This window comes from Neobacillus sp. C211, assembly GCF_051842875.1.
In the GTDB taxonomy this organism is placed as follows: Bacteria; Bacillota; Bacilli; order Bacillales; family Cytobacillaceae; genus Neobacillus.
On the sequence record NZ_JBPXRO010000018.1, the window covers coordinates 77,723 to 93,953 of the forward strand.

Consider the following 16,231-nt stretch of genomic DNA (forward strand, 5'->3'; position numbering starts at 1 on the left):
GAAAAAGAATTATTAAACCAGTGAAGCTTCTAAGCTATTAACAGTTTCTCTTCCGATTGAGTCATAAACAATCTTTGCATCCTTAGCACTAGTAAGGTCATAGCAGTTTCTACCATCGAGTATGATTGGTTTTCTCATTAATTTGCTATAATTGGATAGATTAAAATCTTTGACTTCATCCCATTCGGTAAAGATAAAACATACGTCTGCATCCTTAAGAGTATCTTCAATGGAGGTTGAGTAAATTATATTCTCAGGGTATAATTTCTCAAAGTTTTCAATACCCACAGGATCCCATGCTTTTACATTAGCACCATCCTCAAGCAAAATTGGGATATTTACTAATGAAGGAGCTTCCCTTAAATCGTCTGTACCAGGTTTAAAAGTTAATCCTAGAACGGCTACATTCAAGCCTTTCAAACTATCAAAATACTTTCTGGATTTCTTAATTAATTTGAGCTTTTGGTTTTCGTTTACATCGATAGCTGCTTTAATAGTCTTTAATTCATGATCATGAAAATTTGCTAACCAATGTAAGGCCTTTGTATCCTTAGGGAAACATGAACCTCCGTAACCGATACCTGAATTCAAGAATTTATTACCTATACGACTGTCATAGCCCATTCCTAGCGCAACATCTTCTATGTCTGCTCCAATAATTTCACAAAGATTAGCGATTTCATTGATAAAGGAAATTTTCAATGCTAAAAAGTCATTGGACGCGTACTTAATCATTTCTGCACTTTTCCTATTTGTAACCAATATTGGTGCTCCAAAGTCTTTATAAACTTCACTTAAAATCTCACCAGCAAGTCGTTCATCCACGCCAATTACAATCCTAGAGGCGTTTAAGGTATCTCTAACCGCAGTACCTTGTGACAAGAATTCAGGATTCGAAGCAATACTTACTTTTACATTATGAACAAGGTTTGTTTTGATCAAGTCCTCAATCTTATCGTTGGTCCCAACTGGTACAGTAGATTTAATAACCACTATACAATCGTTCTCAATACTTTCAGCAATTTGTATGGCGACAGAATTGACATAACTTAAATTTGCTGAGCCATCTGGCTTTTCTGGAGTTCCAACTCCAATAAAGATTACATCCGCATCTTTATATGCAGCTTTGTAATTGGTTGTAAACTTCAATCTTTCCATATTTTTTACCATTAAATCCTCTAAACCTGGTTCATAAATAGGAGAGATTCCTGCACTCATTAAAGCTACTTTTCTATCATCTATATCAACACAAGAAACAAAATGCCCATTTTCTGCTAAACATACACCAGTTACTAGGCCAACATATCCAGTTCCTGCAACAGCAATTTTCAATTTATATTCCACCTTTGAGATTGTTATTATAAAGGATTTTTTCAAATCTTTAAATATAGCAAATGGTCTAATTACTCTTTAAGTAAATAATTTATTTTCCAAATTATTATAATGTATTTTTTAAGAATTAAAAACTAACTTATTATAAACCATAAATTAACACTAGTATATATGAGCATCTATACAACAACCCCAACTTATGGAAATTTATAGATTTAAGCTAATCAGTTAGTCCCGTGAACAAGGTCTCAAGCAATTCACCAATACCTAATTCTAAGTGTTTAAAAAATAATCTCCAATGTTTTTTCATTATGAATTCTTACTAAATTTCCAAATTGAAGTATGAAAAGGCTACAAAAGCTGGCTTCATTATTAATATTTATAAATCTGTATAAAAAAGAGCTACGAAAACTTAGTAGCTCCTACGTTTTTATTTACCTAGTTCGTAGGCTGATTCCTCAATTTCTTCCCATGTTAATAGGAGTCGATGATTATCTTCTTCAACTAATTGAGTTCCTGTTTGTACTTCAATAAATTCCAAATCCGTAACAGCCTTAACTGCATGTTTAATTCCCACTGGAATTTCAACTACATCTCCAGCTCTAATGACACTAAAATCATTATTCAATAGGAGTACTCCCTCTCCTTTTACAATGGTCCACACTTCTCTACGGTGAAGGTGATATTGATAACTTAAGTTTTTCCCAGCTTTAATATTAATGCGTTTAGTTAATACTTCGTTACTTTCATCATACTTTGTATGATCAAGGACTCGGTACCAACCCCATCGGCGTTCCTCATACATCGGTCTTTGATCCCAGTCTCCAACCAATTCTTTCACACGAGGGCTTGCTTCCTTGTCTGTAACTAAAATACCATCAGGACTAGTAGCTACGAGAATATTAGATAATCCAAGAACAGATACAGGAATATCAAGTTCATTAATAATATGAATATTTTTAGAATCTTTGCTTACATTGGCTCTCCCTAAGATATTAGTCCCCATTTCTTCAGTTAAGGTATTCCAGGTTCCAAGATCTTTCCAGCTTCCCTCATAGGGAATTGCAATGATATCTTCCGTTTTTTCCACTACCTCATAGTCAAAACTAATTTTAGGTAGAAGAGAATAGTTTGAAGAAAGTTCTTCGTAATTTGTTGGTAATCCTTTTTCCTCTAATAAAGAAATAATCTTATCTAGTTTAAATGCAAATACACCACAATTCCATAGAGCTCGTTGCTCAATAAGTTCTTTAGCTTCGTCAGTTTTTGGTTTCTCCTTAAAGTGACTCACCTTAACAACTTCTTCAGTAGATAACTCTTGATTTGGAACAATATACCCATACTTTTCAGAAGGAAAAGTTGGATGTACTCCCATTAATGCCAGGTCTGCATTAGAGGATTTTAAAATATCTCCTAGATCTAATAATCTTGCAAAGAATTTATCCTCAACATATGGATCAACTGGTAATATTCCTACTACTTCATCTCTGGATGTATTTTCGTGAGATAATAAATATGATGCAGCTAGTGCTATAGCTGGAAAGGTATCTCTTCTCTCCGGTTCTACAATTATAGAAACATCTTTACCAATTTGACTTTGAATCATTTCTACCTGGTTTTTACTTGTAGCAATTACAGCAGATTGTGTTAATCCTAATTTATCTAATTGATACCACACTCTTTGAACCATGGATTCTAATTTATTTTCCTCATTACGCAATACTTTCAGAAATTGCTTAGATCTTGCATCATTTGATAAGGGCCATAAGCGTTTACCTGAACCCCCTGATAATAGAACAAGTTTCATTTTTACACCTCATGTAATTCTAAATTTATTTAATAATGATTCTAATATTATTTTTAAAAAGTATGAGTACATCATCTCTATAATCAACTGAAGAATTTAAATAATCTAATATTTTATTTAATTAGCCATATAATAATATTAGTAAGAGGAGGTTGGGCTTATAAAAATTGACTAGCTGGCTAATCCTCATTATTATGCTGCAAAATGAGTATTTAGGTACCGGATTTTATTAATTTTGCCTATTATTCTTTTTATTTAAGAATTATAGAAGTTGGTTGATTACATATTATCGTGGTGCAAAATGTCAAATTACTGGAATGATAAGGATAAATAACCTCTAAATTCCGATGGAAAATTTAGTACTGGTACACATTGCAGGGTGCAAAACATAATGGACCTGACTCATGATGCAATAAAATATATTAATCTAATTTTGTGATTTCGTTAAGTTTGTTAATACTACTATTACCTGAATGGAATAACGCTAACAAGACCAAAGTAAAAGAATACACAGTACTATTCATCACTAACTGTGCTGTAAAGAATGTTGAATTTAATAAAACCATAGGTAAACAAAATAGTACACATTTTGCGAATTTTTCCTCAATTGAATTCCTTTTATTTTTAAAACTTTTAAATACATTAACAATCCTTTTAAAATAAAAGAAAGACCATGCCAATAAACCGAAAACTCCAAATTTATAAGCAAGAGTTATAAAAGCATTGTCAATGTTCATACCTTGTACAAATGGATGCCCTAAACTGTTAATCAACCACATTTCTTTTCCCATTCCATAACCTGAAATTTTCTGTTTAATTAAATCATAGTAATATTCATTTGATATATTTCGTGTATCCAATGATTCACTACCACCTTCTGAGTATACAGAATTAAATCTTTCAAAAACAGAAACTACCCTTTCATTAACAGATGGTATTAAAAATATGATTATTATCAGAAATACTGGAATAACAAAGAATACAAACATTAGTCTAACAGTTTTATCAATGATAGATTTTTTATCAACAAAATAAGTCGTATAAAATGTAATGAAAATTGTATTTATAACCACACCAAAAATTAATGATCTACTTTCCCCAAATATTAAACTAATAATCATTAACAATAAAGTTAAGAGTATAAATTTGGTCCAGATCTTATTTAACAATTTTAATTTTAAGGTAAGTATTAATAATGGTATTGCAAAAGCAAAATTTGAATGGTTGGCAAACCCTACTCTAGTAGTATTAGCTTCAAAAGAGGAAGCAAAAATTGGTTGAAAAAGAGAATGTTTAGTAAAAAACATAAATATTGTTATAACAGACAAAATAAAAGAAGAAATAGAAACTATTTTCATAAAGGATCTTATCGAATCTTCATCATTTTGATAAAAGGACACACCCAAAGTAAAAACCAAAGGTATAAACATAAAGTTTTTCGCATCAGTAAACACGGAACCATTTCCATAATACTTCCCTAGTAAGTAATACAAAACAAAGGTTGAAAATAATATTACAGTACTCCATCCCGTTTGAGAAAAAATTGATTTTTTTCTCATTAATCTTTGTATTAATAAAACCAAATATACTAAAAGTAAAATTGCTTTGAATATATCCAAATTAATCATTGGAATGTTAAGATGGAAAAATTCATAACTACTTATGTTTGCAGGAATTGAAAGCATTATAATCAATGTAAGTTCAAAGGACTTTTTTGGCCATAAAAATAATAATATACCACAAAATAAAGCAATAATAATTGATGCAGATAAAAACGGATTGATAGAAACTGAAATAGCTATTAGAACAGCTAATATGGAAAAAATCGTGTGAAGCATATAACCTTTGTTTAATGATAGCATTTTAATCCACCTAATTTAATTTTTGAATTTCTTAGTCAAAAAATAAACTTTGTCCACTTAGAGAATAATTTGTTTATTTTCAAAGAGCATTTTTTAGTGAAGGCTCTTTATTAATAAAAAAGATTACCTATTTTCTTTGTGTTCAAGATATATTTCATAGAAAGGCGTTTTAGAGATTGAAGCACTATGAGTTAATATGCTGTATGAAACATCACCAATTAAAAATTTAACAGACTGTTTTATTACTTTTTTAAATTTATTTTCTTCCTTCCATGAAGCACTATAATGATGAATCGAATAACCCATTTTTTTATTATAAGTTGGCCGTTCAAAATATTCCTTCGGGTACACTGCAATTCCGTAATCAAGAAGTTGAAACTGGTTATTCAGTTTAAACCCAAGGAATTGATCCAAAAAGTATCTTGTATATAAATTGTTATTAGGCGTTATTTTCAATTCTAAATTACTATATCTATCTAATAGTCCCTTAATAGTAGGATGAGATTTTTCCGCACCAAAAATAGCTGTCCCCAAAAGGCAATTATACATAAAGCCTATAAATAATTTATGATTGAGAAATTCACTAATATCCTTTTTTATCTCTATATCTGTATCTAAGTATATTCCTCCCATATCATTTAGAGCCTTCAGTCTAACGTAATCCGAAACAAAAGCATATTGTTTTAACTCATATGCTTTTTTTACATATGGATTTGAATTAATATCAAAATTATTTTCATTCCACTCGATTATTTGGTAATCTTGTAATATTCCCCAACTTTTCATATAATTATCGATTAACTTTGGTTTTTCTTTTCCACCAAACCAACAGTAATGAATAATTTTTGGTATAGACATTAATAAACTCCCTTATTTACATTTTTTTACTTACAATGAAGTACTGAAAGAACTTAAACTTACGCTTAAAAATCTTTAAACAACCTACATTACTCGTCTGTAGTTTTGGAAACGCAGCAAAATATGCAAGAATAAAGTGATAATATAAAAAATTAAATATTTATATTATCACTATTAGTACACGAAGAAACTAATAATGATAATCATTTCAAAAAATAAATAATTTTAGTATAAACATTATTATCTTGATAAAATTTCTTCATAAATTCTAATTAAATTTTTCGCAAGGAATTCGATAGTAAAATTCTCTTTAACATAATTTCTTCCGTGCAAACCCATCTTAGGCCACAACTCAGAATCAACTATCATTTTTTCAATTGCAAGACTCAGCCCAATTTCATCTCTTTCATCTACCAAATATGCTGTTTTATCTTCTACAACACTCTCAGGAATTCCGTCATGAAAAGTAGAAACAATAGGTATGCCGCTAGCTTGAGCCTCTAACAATACTACTCCTTGGCCCTCCTCGTCTCCGTCACGAGCTGTTACACTCGGAAAAAGAACTATATGTGTTTGATCTAGTAGATCACCAATTTCCTTTTGGTCTAAATTCCCTAAAAGTAGAACATTATTTTCTAAATCAAGTTCCTTTATAATTCCCTCTAGTTTATTTTTTAAAGGACCATCACCAGCAATTTTATATTTCATAAGTGGATACTTATTTACTAATAACTTCATTGCACGAATTGCATATTCATGACCTTTTTTTTCTACTAATCTTCCGACACTTGTTATATTTATTTTCTGATCAATAGGCATTTCACGAGTTTTAAAATGGAAATCATCAGGGTTGATACCCATAGGTAACAACCTTAGTTTACCTGAAGGACAACCAAATTTTCTAAGAACATTAGCTGTATAGTTACTATTAGCTGTGATTATATCTGCTTTAGCAAAAACATCCTTGTAAGTATGAGGATCTTTACTTAACTCATGAAGAACATCTATTCCATGAAAAGACACTATTAAAGGAATATCATAAATTGCTTTAATAAATAAGTACTTCTTTGCTACTGGACCAAAGTGACAATGTAATATCTGAGGATAACCATTCTTAATAATAGACTTCGCAATTAAAAGATCTCTAAGATTGTCCTTTATACTTGTATTATTATAAGAAAGATTATATTGCTTAATTTTCTTTAACAACATATAATCTTCGTAATTATATAAACGAAATAATCTTTTAAATAAATTCATTTTTCCACTTACATAAACTGTATGATCCAATAGATTTAGCTCATCGATTATAGGTTGCTGCTTCTTTTCTCCTGATGGATAATAAGCAATAATTCTAACTTTGTAATCATTATAGATAAGCTGTTCTATTTGGGACAAAATGAATGTTTCTGATAGTTTTGGAAACATAGGGACACATATTCCTATAACATTTGACAATTTTATTATCCCCCTCTAATCCTGTACTTAAATACCTTGAAAATCTGAGATTGTATAAAAGGCGTTATCTGATTTACTATTTGTTTATTGAAAAGGAAAGTTAATATAAAATAAACTAAGACACTTAAAGAAACTATACCTAAATAATCAAGGATAGGATTAATATGAACAAAGATGTTTAAAAACACGTCTAACATCTTAATCAAGATTGCCATTATAATCGAACTCATTAGGGCTGGTATTATTCTTTGTAAAAGTTCTTTAGGTCTTGCCTTTATTAATTTAAGAACATTTAACATAAAAATATATACTATTACTATTTCTTTAAGCAATATTGCTATTGTTACCCCTATTAACCCTCCAAAAACAGCTCCTAAAACTATTCCTACAACTAAACCAATAATTGATAGAATATTGACTCTTAATTCTATTTCCGGTTTACCAAGCCCGATAAATATAGAGCCCACTGTAGTCCCAAGTGTAGAAAATATTGAACTAGCTAATAAAATTTGCAATGGAATTATAGCTGCACTCCACTTATCTCCATATGCAAGTAATACAAATTTATCAGCAGTAATTAATAATCCCAAAATTATTGGAAATCCTAGGAACGCTACCCATGAAATCATATTTAAATAAATGTCTTTTACCTTATCGTTATCATCTTGATACTTTGATATATTGGGCAATGCAACCTTTGAAATCCCCTGAGCAATATAATTCCTAACTAAAAAACTCCATTGAATACAAATACTATATATACCAACTTGCCTAACACCTATTAACTTACCAATTAGGAAAGTATCAATATTTCTGCCTAGGAAAGTTACTAACTGCAAATTTAATATTTTAAAACCAAATTCATAAACCTCTTTGAATTCCCTAAAATTAAACTTTTCAATCCTAATTAAGCTTCGATTCTTTAATAATAATAATAATGTTGATATTAATTGTTTAAATCCTATTCTTACTAACAAAGCTACGAAATCAAAATTCATGTATGCTAATGTTAAAGATACTAAATCGCCTAACACCATAGTAATTGAATCAATCATACTTAATTCTTTAAATCGCATCTCTTTAATCATAATAGCCCTATGAACTAAACTTATTGAACTGAGAGCAAGTGTAATTGATAAAAACTTCAGAAGTGAACCGATTTGATCTTGCTTATAAAAGTCCCCTAAGAATGGAGAAATGCTCCATAGTACTACTCCTAAGATTATTCCACTTACTATATTAATTACGTTAACTATAAAAATATCCTTTTTTTGGACATTTTTCTTTTGTATCAAGTAATTACTAAATCCACCGTCTTGTAATAGATTGATTAAATTAATAAAAATTGTACAAATTGCTAAAATTCCAAAATATTCAGGTGAAAGCACTTTTGCTAATAGTAATGTAGTACCTAGAGATACGGATTGAACTAAAATATTTGTAAATAAAACCCAAACCGTATTATTTAACATCTCAAACTCCTTATCAATCTGTATTAAATTCATAACAATTCATAAAATGGTATTGAAATACAACAGGACCTAGGATATTATCTAGTCATAAATATATTCCATATAATAAATATAAAAAGAGCAATAAATCAAGGATGCTATTTATAAACTTACCCAAATTTATTATTTTATAATTTGTTTATATGTGTAAAAATATTCTCAACTCTTTTCTTCCAATCATTTTCATTAGTTACTTTAATTCTTTTTTGAATTAATTCCTCATTTTCAAGTTCATTAATTTTATTAATAACTTCACAAAATTCTTTTTTTTCTTCCACTATATATATAATATCACTATATAGATCTACTCCACCTACCTTAGTAGTTATAACTGGTTTTCCCCATGCAAGGTAATCATACAATTTAATAGGGTCCATACTTAATGTTAATTCGTTTACAACATGTGGAATCACACAAACATCAAAATACTTAGTATAACTTACTGCGGTATTGTGATTAACCAGCCCTGTTAATATTAATTTTTCCCCATGCTCCGTTTTCAAATCTTCTAAAATAGTTTTTATTTTCTGTTCCATTATCGGACCTATTAAAACAAGTATACAATCATTTTCCTTTAGAATGTTTTCCACAATTTCTACATCAAGTCTATCAGTAATCTGTCCTACATAGCCTATAACCTTTTTTGTAGAGTTAGCCCAAAAAGGCTTATCATCATTTAATTGAAGTTCATGTATAGGATACGTACCATTAGGAACTTTCACAACATTCTTATTTTTAACTTTTGCTTTTGAAAATAAATCATTTGAGACGGTAAATATCAAGTCTGATATTTTAAAAATATTATCATACGTTTCTTGAGAGTCTACCCTAGGTGTTATATGACTCCAATCATCAGTCCAATCATAAATAATTTTCCATTTTTTTTCTTTTAGTTTATTAGTTACATAAACTTCACTTGCATTAATACCATAAAGCCAAACAAGGTTTTCTTTAGTCTGTGCCATTTTTCTATTAAAAATCTTAAATAAAAAAATTAAAACAAAGTAATAAACCTTTGGAAAAAACCAAAGAAATCTAGATAACTCTAAAATAGTAACTTTATCATTGTATTTATATTTCTTGAAAAAGAAGTTCTTATATCTAGGGGGATTGACATACCATATACTATCTACTTCTTTATAATCCCCTAATTCTTTCATGATCACTTGCTTCCTTTTCCATCTTCCATCCCATTTATCTGTTGATAAACATAAGATATTCATTGCCTCTTCCTTTCTCTCCATTCACCTGGAAGCTTATCTAAAATCACATTCCAATCATATTTAGTTTGAACATGGAGCATAGCATCTTTTTCCATTGCTCTTCTAGATGCATCATTCTTAAGCAGCCAATCTATGCTTTCTAAGAATTCTTCTGGTGTATTAGACTCTATTACATGTTTACCACTTATATATTCTAAACCCCTCAAGGCTTTGCTAGTTGCTACTACAACTTTCCCACTTGCCCAAGATTCCAAAACTTTCAAACTAGTTCCACTACCATGGAATAATGGACAAACAACAAAAGTCGCCATTTCCCAGTAAGGTTTCATTGATTCAACCTTACCAGTCACAATTACTGATTTATCATTTTTTCCAATCTTAATAATATCACTAGTTGGATTCTTACCTGCAATAATAAATTGATAGTCAATTTCTTTTTCTTTTAATTTTTTAAATACTTCTTCATAAAACCATTTTACCCCATAGGTATTGGGATAATAGTCCATGGTTCCAGTAAAAAGTATCGTATGCTTTTTAGGTTTTTCATCTATCCTTATTTCATACTGAGAACAATCTACTCCATTGGGCAATAATAATAAATCAGTTTCATTTTTTTTGTAACTTTCTATTTCGCTATAATCAATTAATGAAGTACACCAAATTTGATCTGCACTTTTCGAAATTTTCTTTTCATAATTACGAGAGCTAAAATAAAAAATGCCACGAACTGCCTTTTTTATTTTATTAGACTCACTCTTCATGAAACTTTGACTTAATTTGTATTCGACATTATGTGCATCAAGATAAATTTTAATAGGACTTTCTAGTCTTGTTTTTATAAACTTGCTATAAAGCATCGTATAAACATGACAACATAAAATGGATTCTATCTTATGTTTCAATGAGATGTTTAACATCTCTTTTGCAATATTAATATTAAAAAGCCTTTCTGCTGCTACCGATCTAAAAGTAAAAATAGATTTTACTTTCTTGAGTTTTAAAGAAAAACCCTCATTCGTAATTGGAAAATAATACAATTCCTTCACAATAGATTTTAAATATTGTGTAGCCTCTTTATTAGGCTCGTTTCCTAAAATTACAAGAATTACCTTTTCCTTAGGAAGTTTCTTTAATATATTTAGTATCCTTAATTGGCCTCCCCCATAGGCAGGGTAAGGATTTTCTGGTGAAATTACTAATATGTTTTTCATTTTAATCAATCCTATTCGGGTTTACATACATAATTTTTGTACAAATCCTTAATAACTATTTTAATAAATCGTATATCTTTTACTAAATATCTAATAATAAGTCTCTTGGGATCTTGTGAAATCCTATATAACCATTCTAAACCTGACTTTTGTATTAATTTAGGGGCTCTTTTTATACTTCCTGACATAAAGTCAAACGTTGCTCCCACTCCTATATTAATATTAGTTTCTAATTTAGAAAGATTTTGATATATCCATAATTCTTGTTTGGGTGCACCCAATGCCACAAATAAAACGTTAGCACCACTTTTGTTTATCATGTCAATAATATTATAAGACTCTTTTTCATTGACTAATTCACTAGGATTAGGACTATATACGCCAACAATTTCAGCATCCTTATAAACTTTTAATAAGTTCTCTCTCGCTTTCTGCGCTACCCCATCTTGTGCACCTAACAAAAATACCTTAAACCCCATTGTATTTGAGTTTTTAATAATGGAGTAACACAAATCAACGCCGGTAATTCTCTCAGGTAGATGTTTTTTCACTAATTTGGAATACCATACTATCGGCATACCATCTGCAATTACATATTCTGCCTTTCTCATTACGTCCTTAAATTTGTAGTTTTCCTCTGCAATTACTAAATGGTCTACGTTTACTGTATGCACATGAACCCTTTTTCCACTAACTACAATATTAGAAAGTTCATTGATAAACTCATCTAAATTTGCTTTAACAAAGTACTCACCAAACAATAATTCTTTTTTCATATTGTCTCTCCTAAAATAGCATTTAGAAGTCTCTTCCCATGCTTTTCCCATGTGTAATTTTTAGCAATTGTTAAACCCATTTTACTATACTCTTCCTTTTTACCATTTACTGAAAGAATTATATTTATTTTAGCTGCCATATCGTCTATATCGTAGGGATCAAAGTATTCACATGCACTCTGTCCCACCTCTGGTAAGGAGCCACTGTTCGAGGAAGCAATAGGGATACCTAGTTGCATTGCTTCAACTAACGGTAACCCAAACCCTTCATATAGGGACGGAAATACATAAACCTGCGCCTTTTTCAATAGTGTATACAGGTCAATATCCTTAACATATCCTGTAAAGATGACATAATCCTTAATATCCTCGTGAATGACTAAGCTGTTTAACCATCCCTCTCTCCCAACAATCATCAAGGATCCAGAGTACCCATATTCTTGTTTTAATATCCTAAATGCCTCAATTAAACGTTGGAGATTTTTCCGAGGTTCTAATGTCCCAATGGTAATAATATAATCTTTACTTGTATTAATTATAGGATTTCTACTTATTTGGACTTCATCCTTCATTCTGTTACTAAAATTGAATTTATTAGAGACCCCTAAGTGGTTAACAACTATTTTGGACTCATCAACTTTTAGATAATTAACGATTTCCTTCTTAGAAAAATTTGAAACAGTTATAACCTTTTTTACCATCCTATTTTTTACTGCTCTTTCCAATAAAGGTCTATAGTAATATTTCATTCCTTTTGAAATAGTATCCGGTATTGCCCATGCTACTGCATCATGAATTATAAAGCAAAAAGGATATTTATTAATAATTGGAATGCCTAAAGTAGTATAATAGACATTGTCAGGTTTTATAGTATCAATAATAAACGGTAACCAAAGTTGATCAGTAAAAATTCTATTAGTATAAGGACTGCTATAAAATTTTATATTCTTTTTACTAATATGATTTTGAAACTCTCTCTTAATATACATAGATCCCTTTTTTGAACAGATAATATGCAATGAGTTTTCCTCAAAACTTGCTAATTTTTCTATAACATATTTGGAAGATTCCAAAGCAACTCTTTCAATACCAGTTATTTGGTTAATATTTTTTATTATTGTTAAATCAATTACTAACTTCATTTCATCATCTCTTCTATTAAGATTCATCACCACATTTTGTGATATTGACAATGGAACAGGATAACACTTACGAATTTATCTTAACGTTAGCAGCAATTAATAATTAGAGGAAATTACGTTTGCCATAGTAATTTACATAAATCCTCAATGCAAATTTGTATACTATTTTTAATGAGTAAATTGTAAACCATCCCAATCTTTGTTCAATCACAAATTAATATGTGTTATTCCCAAAATTAATACAAAATAATAAGTGTTCAAGTTTACTAGATTGTTCCTAACAAACTTGAACACTTACTACTGTTCTTAAAATGCGTCCTTTGTACCAAATAATACTAAAACTGTTTTTAAAATAATTTTGATATCAAACAATAACGATCTTGTATGGATATATTTAAGGTCAAGTTCTACCATTTCCTTAAAACCAATACTATTTCTACCACTCACTTGCCAAAGACCAGTACAGCCTGGAACTACAACTAATCGTTGCTTATCATATTCAGTGTACAATGCAACTTCTCTTGGAAGTGGTGGCCGCGGTCCAACTAAACTCATATCCCCTTTTAACACATTAAATAACTGGGGCAATTCATCAATACTCGTTTTCCTAATAAACTTCCCAATTATTGTTATCCTTGGGTCATCCTTCATTTTAAACATGGCACCAGATACTTCATTATGCTTTAACAGTTCTTGTAACTTTTCCTCCGCATTAGATATCATCGAACGAAATTTATACATTTTAAATTCTTTTCCATTTAACCCAATTCTTTTTTGTGAAAACAGAATGGTTCCCTTTGGATCTTCCAATTTGATTAAAATGGCTATAATAATAAAAAGAAAACCTAAGAGAATAATTCCAAATGAGGAACCGAAAATATCAATTAATCTTTTTGTTAATAAGTATGTTTTTCTATCATTAACAGGTAACTTCTGGTTTTCTAAATAAGATACTTCTTGATTTGCCAAATTAGACAACTTTGACCCCTTCCTTCTCTCTATAACATTACTTTTTCTTTATCTAATGAAGAAACTAGACTTCTCAAGTAATCTATCATTTCATCATGGAGGTCTTCGTGCTGCAGTGCAAATTCAACCGTTGTCTTGACAAAGCCAAACTTTTCACCAACATCATAACGTTTTCCTTCAAAATCATATGCAAACACACGTTGAATCTCATTTAGTCGTTGAATCGCATCTGTTAGTTGAATCTCTCCACCTGCCCCTTTTTCCTGACGGTCAAGGAACATAAAGATTTCTGGTGTTAGGACGTAACGGCCCATAATCGCTAAGTTAGAAGGAGCTGTTCCTTGTTTTGGTTTTTCAACGAAGTTACTCACTTGGTAACGACGACCTTCTTGGTATGAAGGGTCGATAATCCCATAACGGTGTGTTTCATTATCAGCTACTTGTTGCACTCCAATTACTGAAGAGAATGTTTCTTCATACTGATTAATCAATTGACGTAAGCAAGGTGTCTCGCTCTGAACAATGTCATCACCTAACAGAACGGCAAAAGGTTCATTGCCAATAAAGTTACGAGCAGACCAGACCGCATGTCCGAGGCCTTTTGGTTCTTTTTGGCGGATGTAATGGATATCTGCTAGATTCGTAGCATACTGAACTCTTTCTAATAGATCATACTTTTCTTTTTCTATTAAATTCTGTTCAAGCTCCATCGCATTGTCAAAATGGTCTTCAATCGCACGTTTTCCTTTACCAGTGACGATGATAATGTCTTCAATACCAGCTGCAACCGCCTCTTCCACTATGTATTGTATAGTAGGCTTATCAACAATTGGTAGCATTTCTTTTGGCATTGCTTTTGTTGCAGGCAGAAATCTTGTCCCTAGCCCTGCAGCTGGAATGATTGCTTTTCTTACTCTTTTCATCTTGTATACCCCCAAATAATATTTCGCTTATCTAATAAACACTTTCACTAACTAAAGCGCTATGGGCAAAAAATAAATACCTAATGGAATTGCAAGTGCTTTCACACTTAATCTTTCATTAGGTATTTATTGTTTTATTTAAATCGGGCATCTAACCCGGCCTCACATCATGCTTTTGACGACATGCGTCTAAGGTCCTCTGAGAGACCCACAGCACAATCGAGTGCCCCCATCGATAACGGGCAGGGAGCCTCGCCGATCAGGCAGTATTAGCCTGATAAAGTTGTTAAATGGTAATCTGCAAACTCTTATCGGCTTAGTCGGTTAAAAAATGTTAAAGAACTTCTTCTTCTTAATTCTCTCCGGTACTTCCTTGTAAACATGACTACCATCTATCACAAGCTCCGCATTTTCTTCAAACAAATACACCATGTCATTTCCATACTTTGCTTGAATAATATCGAATGCTTCCTTCATCTTAAACGTACGATTGCTCGTATTATGAGCATCCGACGCAATAAAGTGGGTGAGATTTGCTTCAATTAATTTCAGAGAAAATGTCTTAATCTTTTTCCCGAAATCCCCACAAACACTAGCAGCTGTAACCTGAGTTAACGCTCCCTTTTCTACCAGCTGATATAGACGTTCTGGGCGTTCAATGATTTCCTGGTTCCTTTCCGGATGAACAATCACTGGAATAAGCCCCTTCGTCTGCAAATCATAAAACAACTTCTCCGTGTATCTCGGAACATGGCTAGACGAAAACTCTACCAATACATATTGTGTGTTATCGATTGGTAGGATTTCGCCTCTTTCATAGCCTTCAGCCATTTCCCCGTATATCCGTGTTTCCTGACCTGGAAGTACGTTTAAATCTATCTTTTCATCTAGTAATATCTTGTTTAATTCTTTGACTCTATCAATAATTGTCTGTTTAGGATTTTCATAACGGTTGTTCAAATGATGTGGTGTAGCAACAATCGTATGAATCCCTTGTTCGACAGCCTTCTTTGCCATTTCAATACTTTCCGACAAATCCCTTGCCCCGTCATCAATACTAGGTAAGATATGACAATGTACATCAATCATTGGTCACACACCTTTTCCAATAAACTGTTATTTTTCAACAACTTTTTTAATAGTATCACTTAGAGTGGGA

The 16,231-nt window shown here is 31.0% G+C and carries 13 protein-coding genes; all 13 read right to left on the minus strand.

Annotation, left to right across the window (positions count from 1 at the left end; genetic code table 11):
- Positions 1–12 precede the first annotated feature (12 nt).
- The 13 genes from ACSU6B_RS17550 to ACSU6B_RS17610 all read right to left on the minus strand — a co-directional run bounded on the left by ACSU6B_RS17550 (position 13) and on the right by ACSU6B_RS17610 (position 16,161).
- A complete protein-coding gene (locus ACSU6B_RS17550) occupies positions 13–1,332 on the minus strand; it encodes a UDP-glucose dehydrogenase family protein (protein ID WP_410887162.1) in 1,320 nt (439 codons plus the stop codon).
- A 430-nt stretch (positions 1,333–1,762) separates the two neighbouring features.
- Positions 1,763–3,139 carry a sugar phosphate nucleotidyltransferase gene (locus ACSU6B_RS17555; protein WP_410887164.1) on the minus strand — a complete coding sequence of 459 codons (1,377 nt, stop codon included), beginning with the start codon at positions 3,137–3,139 and terminating at the stop codon, positions 1,763–1,765.
- Positions 3,140–3,561: 422 nt separating this feature from the next.
- The gene (locus ACSU6B_RS17560; RefSeq protein ID WP_410887166.1) at positions 3,562–5,001 is read right to left on the minus strand and encodes a hypothetical protein; all 1,440 of its coding nucleotides are present in this window, start codon (positions 4,999–5,001) and stop codon (positions 3,562–3,564) included.
- A gap of 123 nt (positions 5,002–5,124) precedes the next feature.
- Positions 5,125–5,859 carry a glycosyltransferase family 32 protein gene (locus ACSU6B_RS17565; RefSeq protein WP_410887168.1) on the minus strand — a complete coding sequence of 245 codons (735 nt, stop codon included), beginning with the start codon at positions 5,857–5,859 and terminating at the stop codon, positions 5,125–5,127.
- 240 nt (positions 5,860–6,099) lie between these two features.
- Positions 6,100–7,317 (minus strand): glycosyltransferase, encoded by a 1,218-nt coding sequence (locus ACSU6B_RS17570; protein WP_410887170.1) that lies wholly within the window; start codon positions 7,315–7,317, stop codon positions 6,100–6,102.
- A gap of 5 nt (positions 7,318–7,322) precedes the next feature.
- Entirely contained in the window at positions 7,323–8,789 is a 1,467-nt protein-coding gene (locus tag ACSU6B_RS17575) for a lipopolysaccharide biosynthesis protein (RefSeq protein WP_410887172.1), read from the minus strand.
- Between the two features lie 167 nt (positions 8,790–8,956).
- On the minus strand, positions 8,957–10,072 hold the full coding sequence (locus ACSU6B_RS17580) for a glycosyltransferase (protein WP_410887174.1): 1,116 nt from the start codon (positions 10,070–10,072) through the stop codon (positions 8,957–8,959).
- Positions 10,048–11,262 carry a glycosyltransferase gene (locus tag ACSU6B_RS17585; protein ID WP_410887176.1) on the minus strand — a complete coding sequence of 405 codons (1,215 nt, stop codon included), beginning with the start codon at positions 11,260–11,262 and terminating at the stop codon, positions 10,048–10,050. The genes ACSU6B_RS17580 and ACSU6B_RS17585 overlap by 25 nt, the downstream gene beginning before the upstream one ends.
- An 11-nt stretch (positions 11,263–11,273) precedes the next feature.
- The gene (locus ACSU6B_RS17590; RefSeq protein WP_410887178.1) at positions 11,274–12,038 is read right to left on the minus strand and encodes a WecB/TagA/CpsF family glycosyltransferase; all 765 of its coding nucleotides are present in this window, start codon (positions 12,036–12,038) and stop codon (positions 11,274–11,276) included.
- Entirely contained in the window at positions 12,035–13,180 is a 1,146-nt protein-coding gene (locus ACSU6B_RS17595; protein ID WP_410887180.1) for a glycosyltransferase family 4 protein, read from the minus strand. The genes ACSU6B_RS17590 and ACSU6B_RS17595 overlap by 4 nt, the downstream gene beginning before the upstream one ends.
- A 306-nt stretch (positions 13,181–13,486) precedes the next feature.
- The gene (locus ACSU6B_RS17600; RefSeq protein ID WP_410887182.1) at positions 13,487–14,158 is read right to left on the minus strand and encodes a sugar transferase; all 672 of its coding nucleotides are present in this window, start codon (positions 14,156–14,158) and stop codon (positions 13,487–13,489) included.
- 20 nt (positions 14,159–14,178) lie between these two features.
- On the minus strand, positions 14,179–15,072 hold the full coding sequence (galU, locus tag ACSU6B_RS17605) for a UTP--glucose-1-phosphate uridylyltransferase GalU (RefSeq protein ID WP_410887184.1): 894 nt from the start codon (positions 15,070–15,072) through the stop codon (positions 14,179–14,181).
- 324 nt (positions 15,073–15,396) lie between these two features.
- A complete protein-coding gene (locus ACSU6B_RS17610; RefSeq protein ID WP_410887186.1) occupies positions 15,397–16,161 on the minus strand; it encodes a tyrosine-protein phosphatase in 765 nt (254 codons plus the stop codon).
- Between the last annotated feature and the right edge of the window lie 70 nt (positions 16,162–16,231).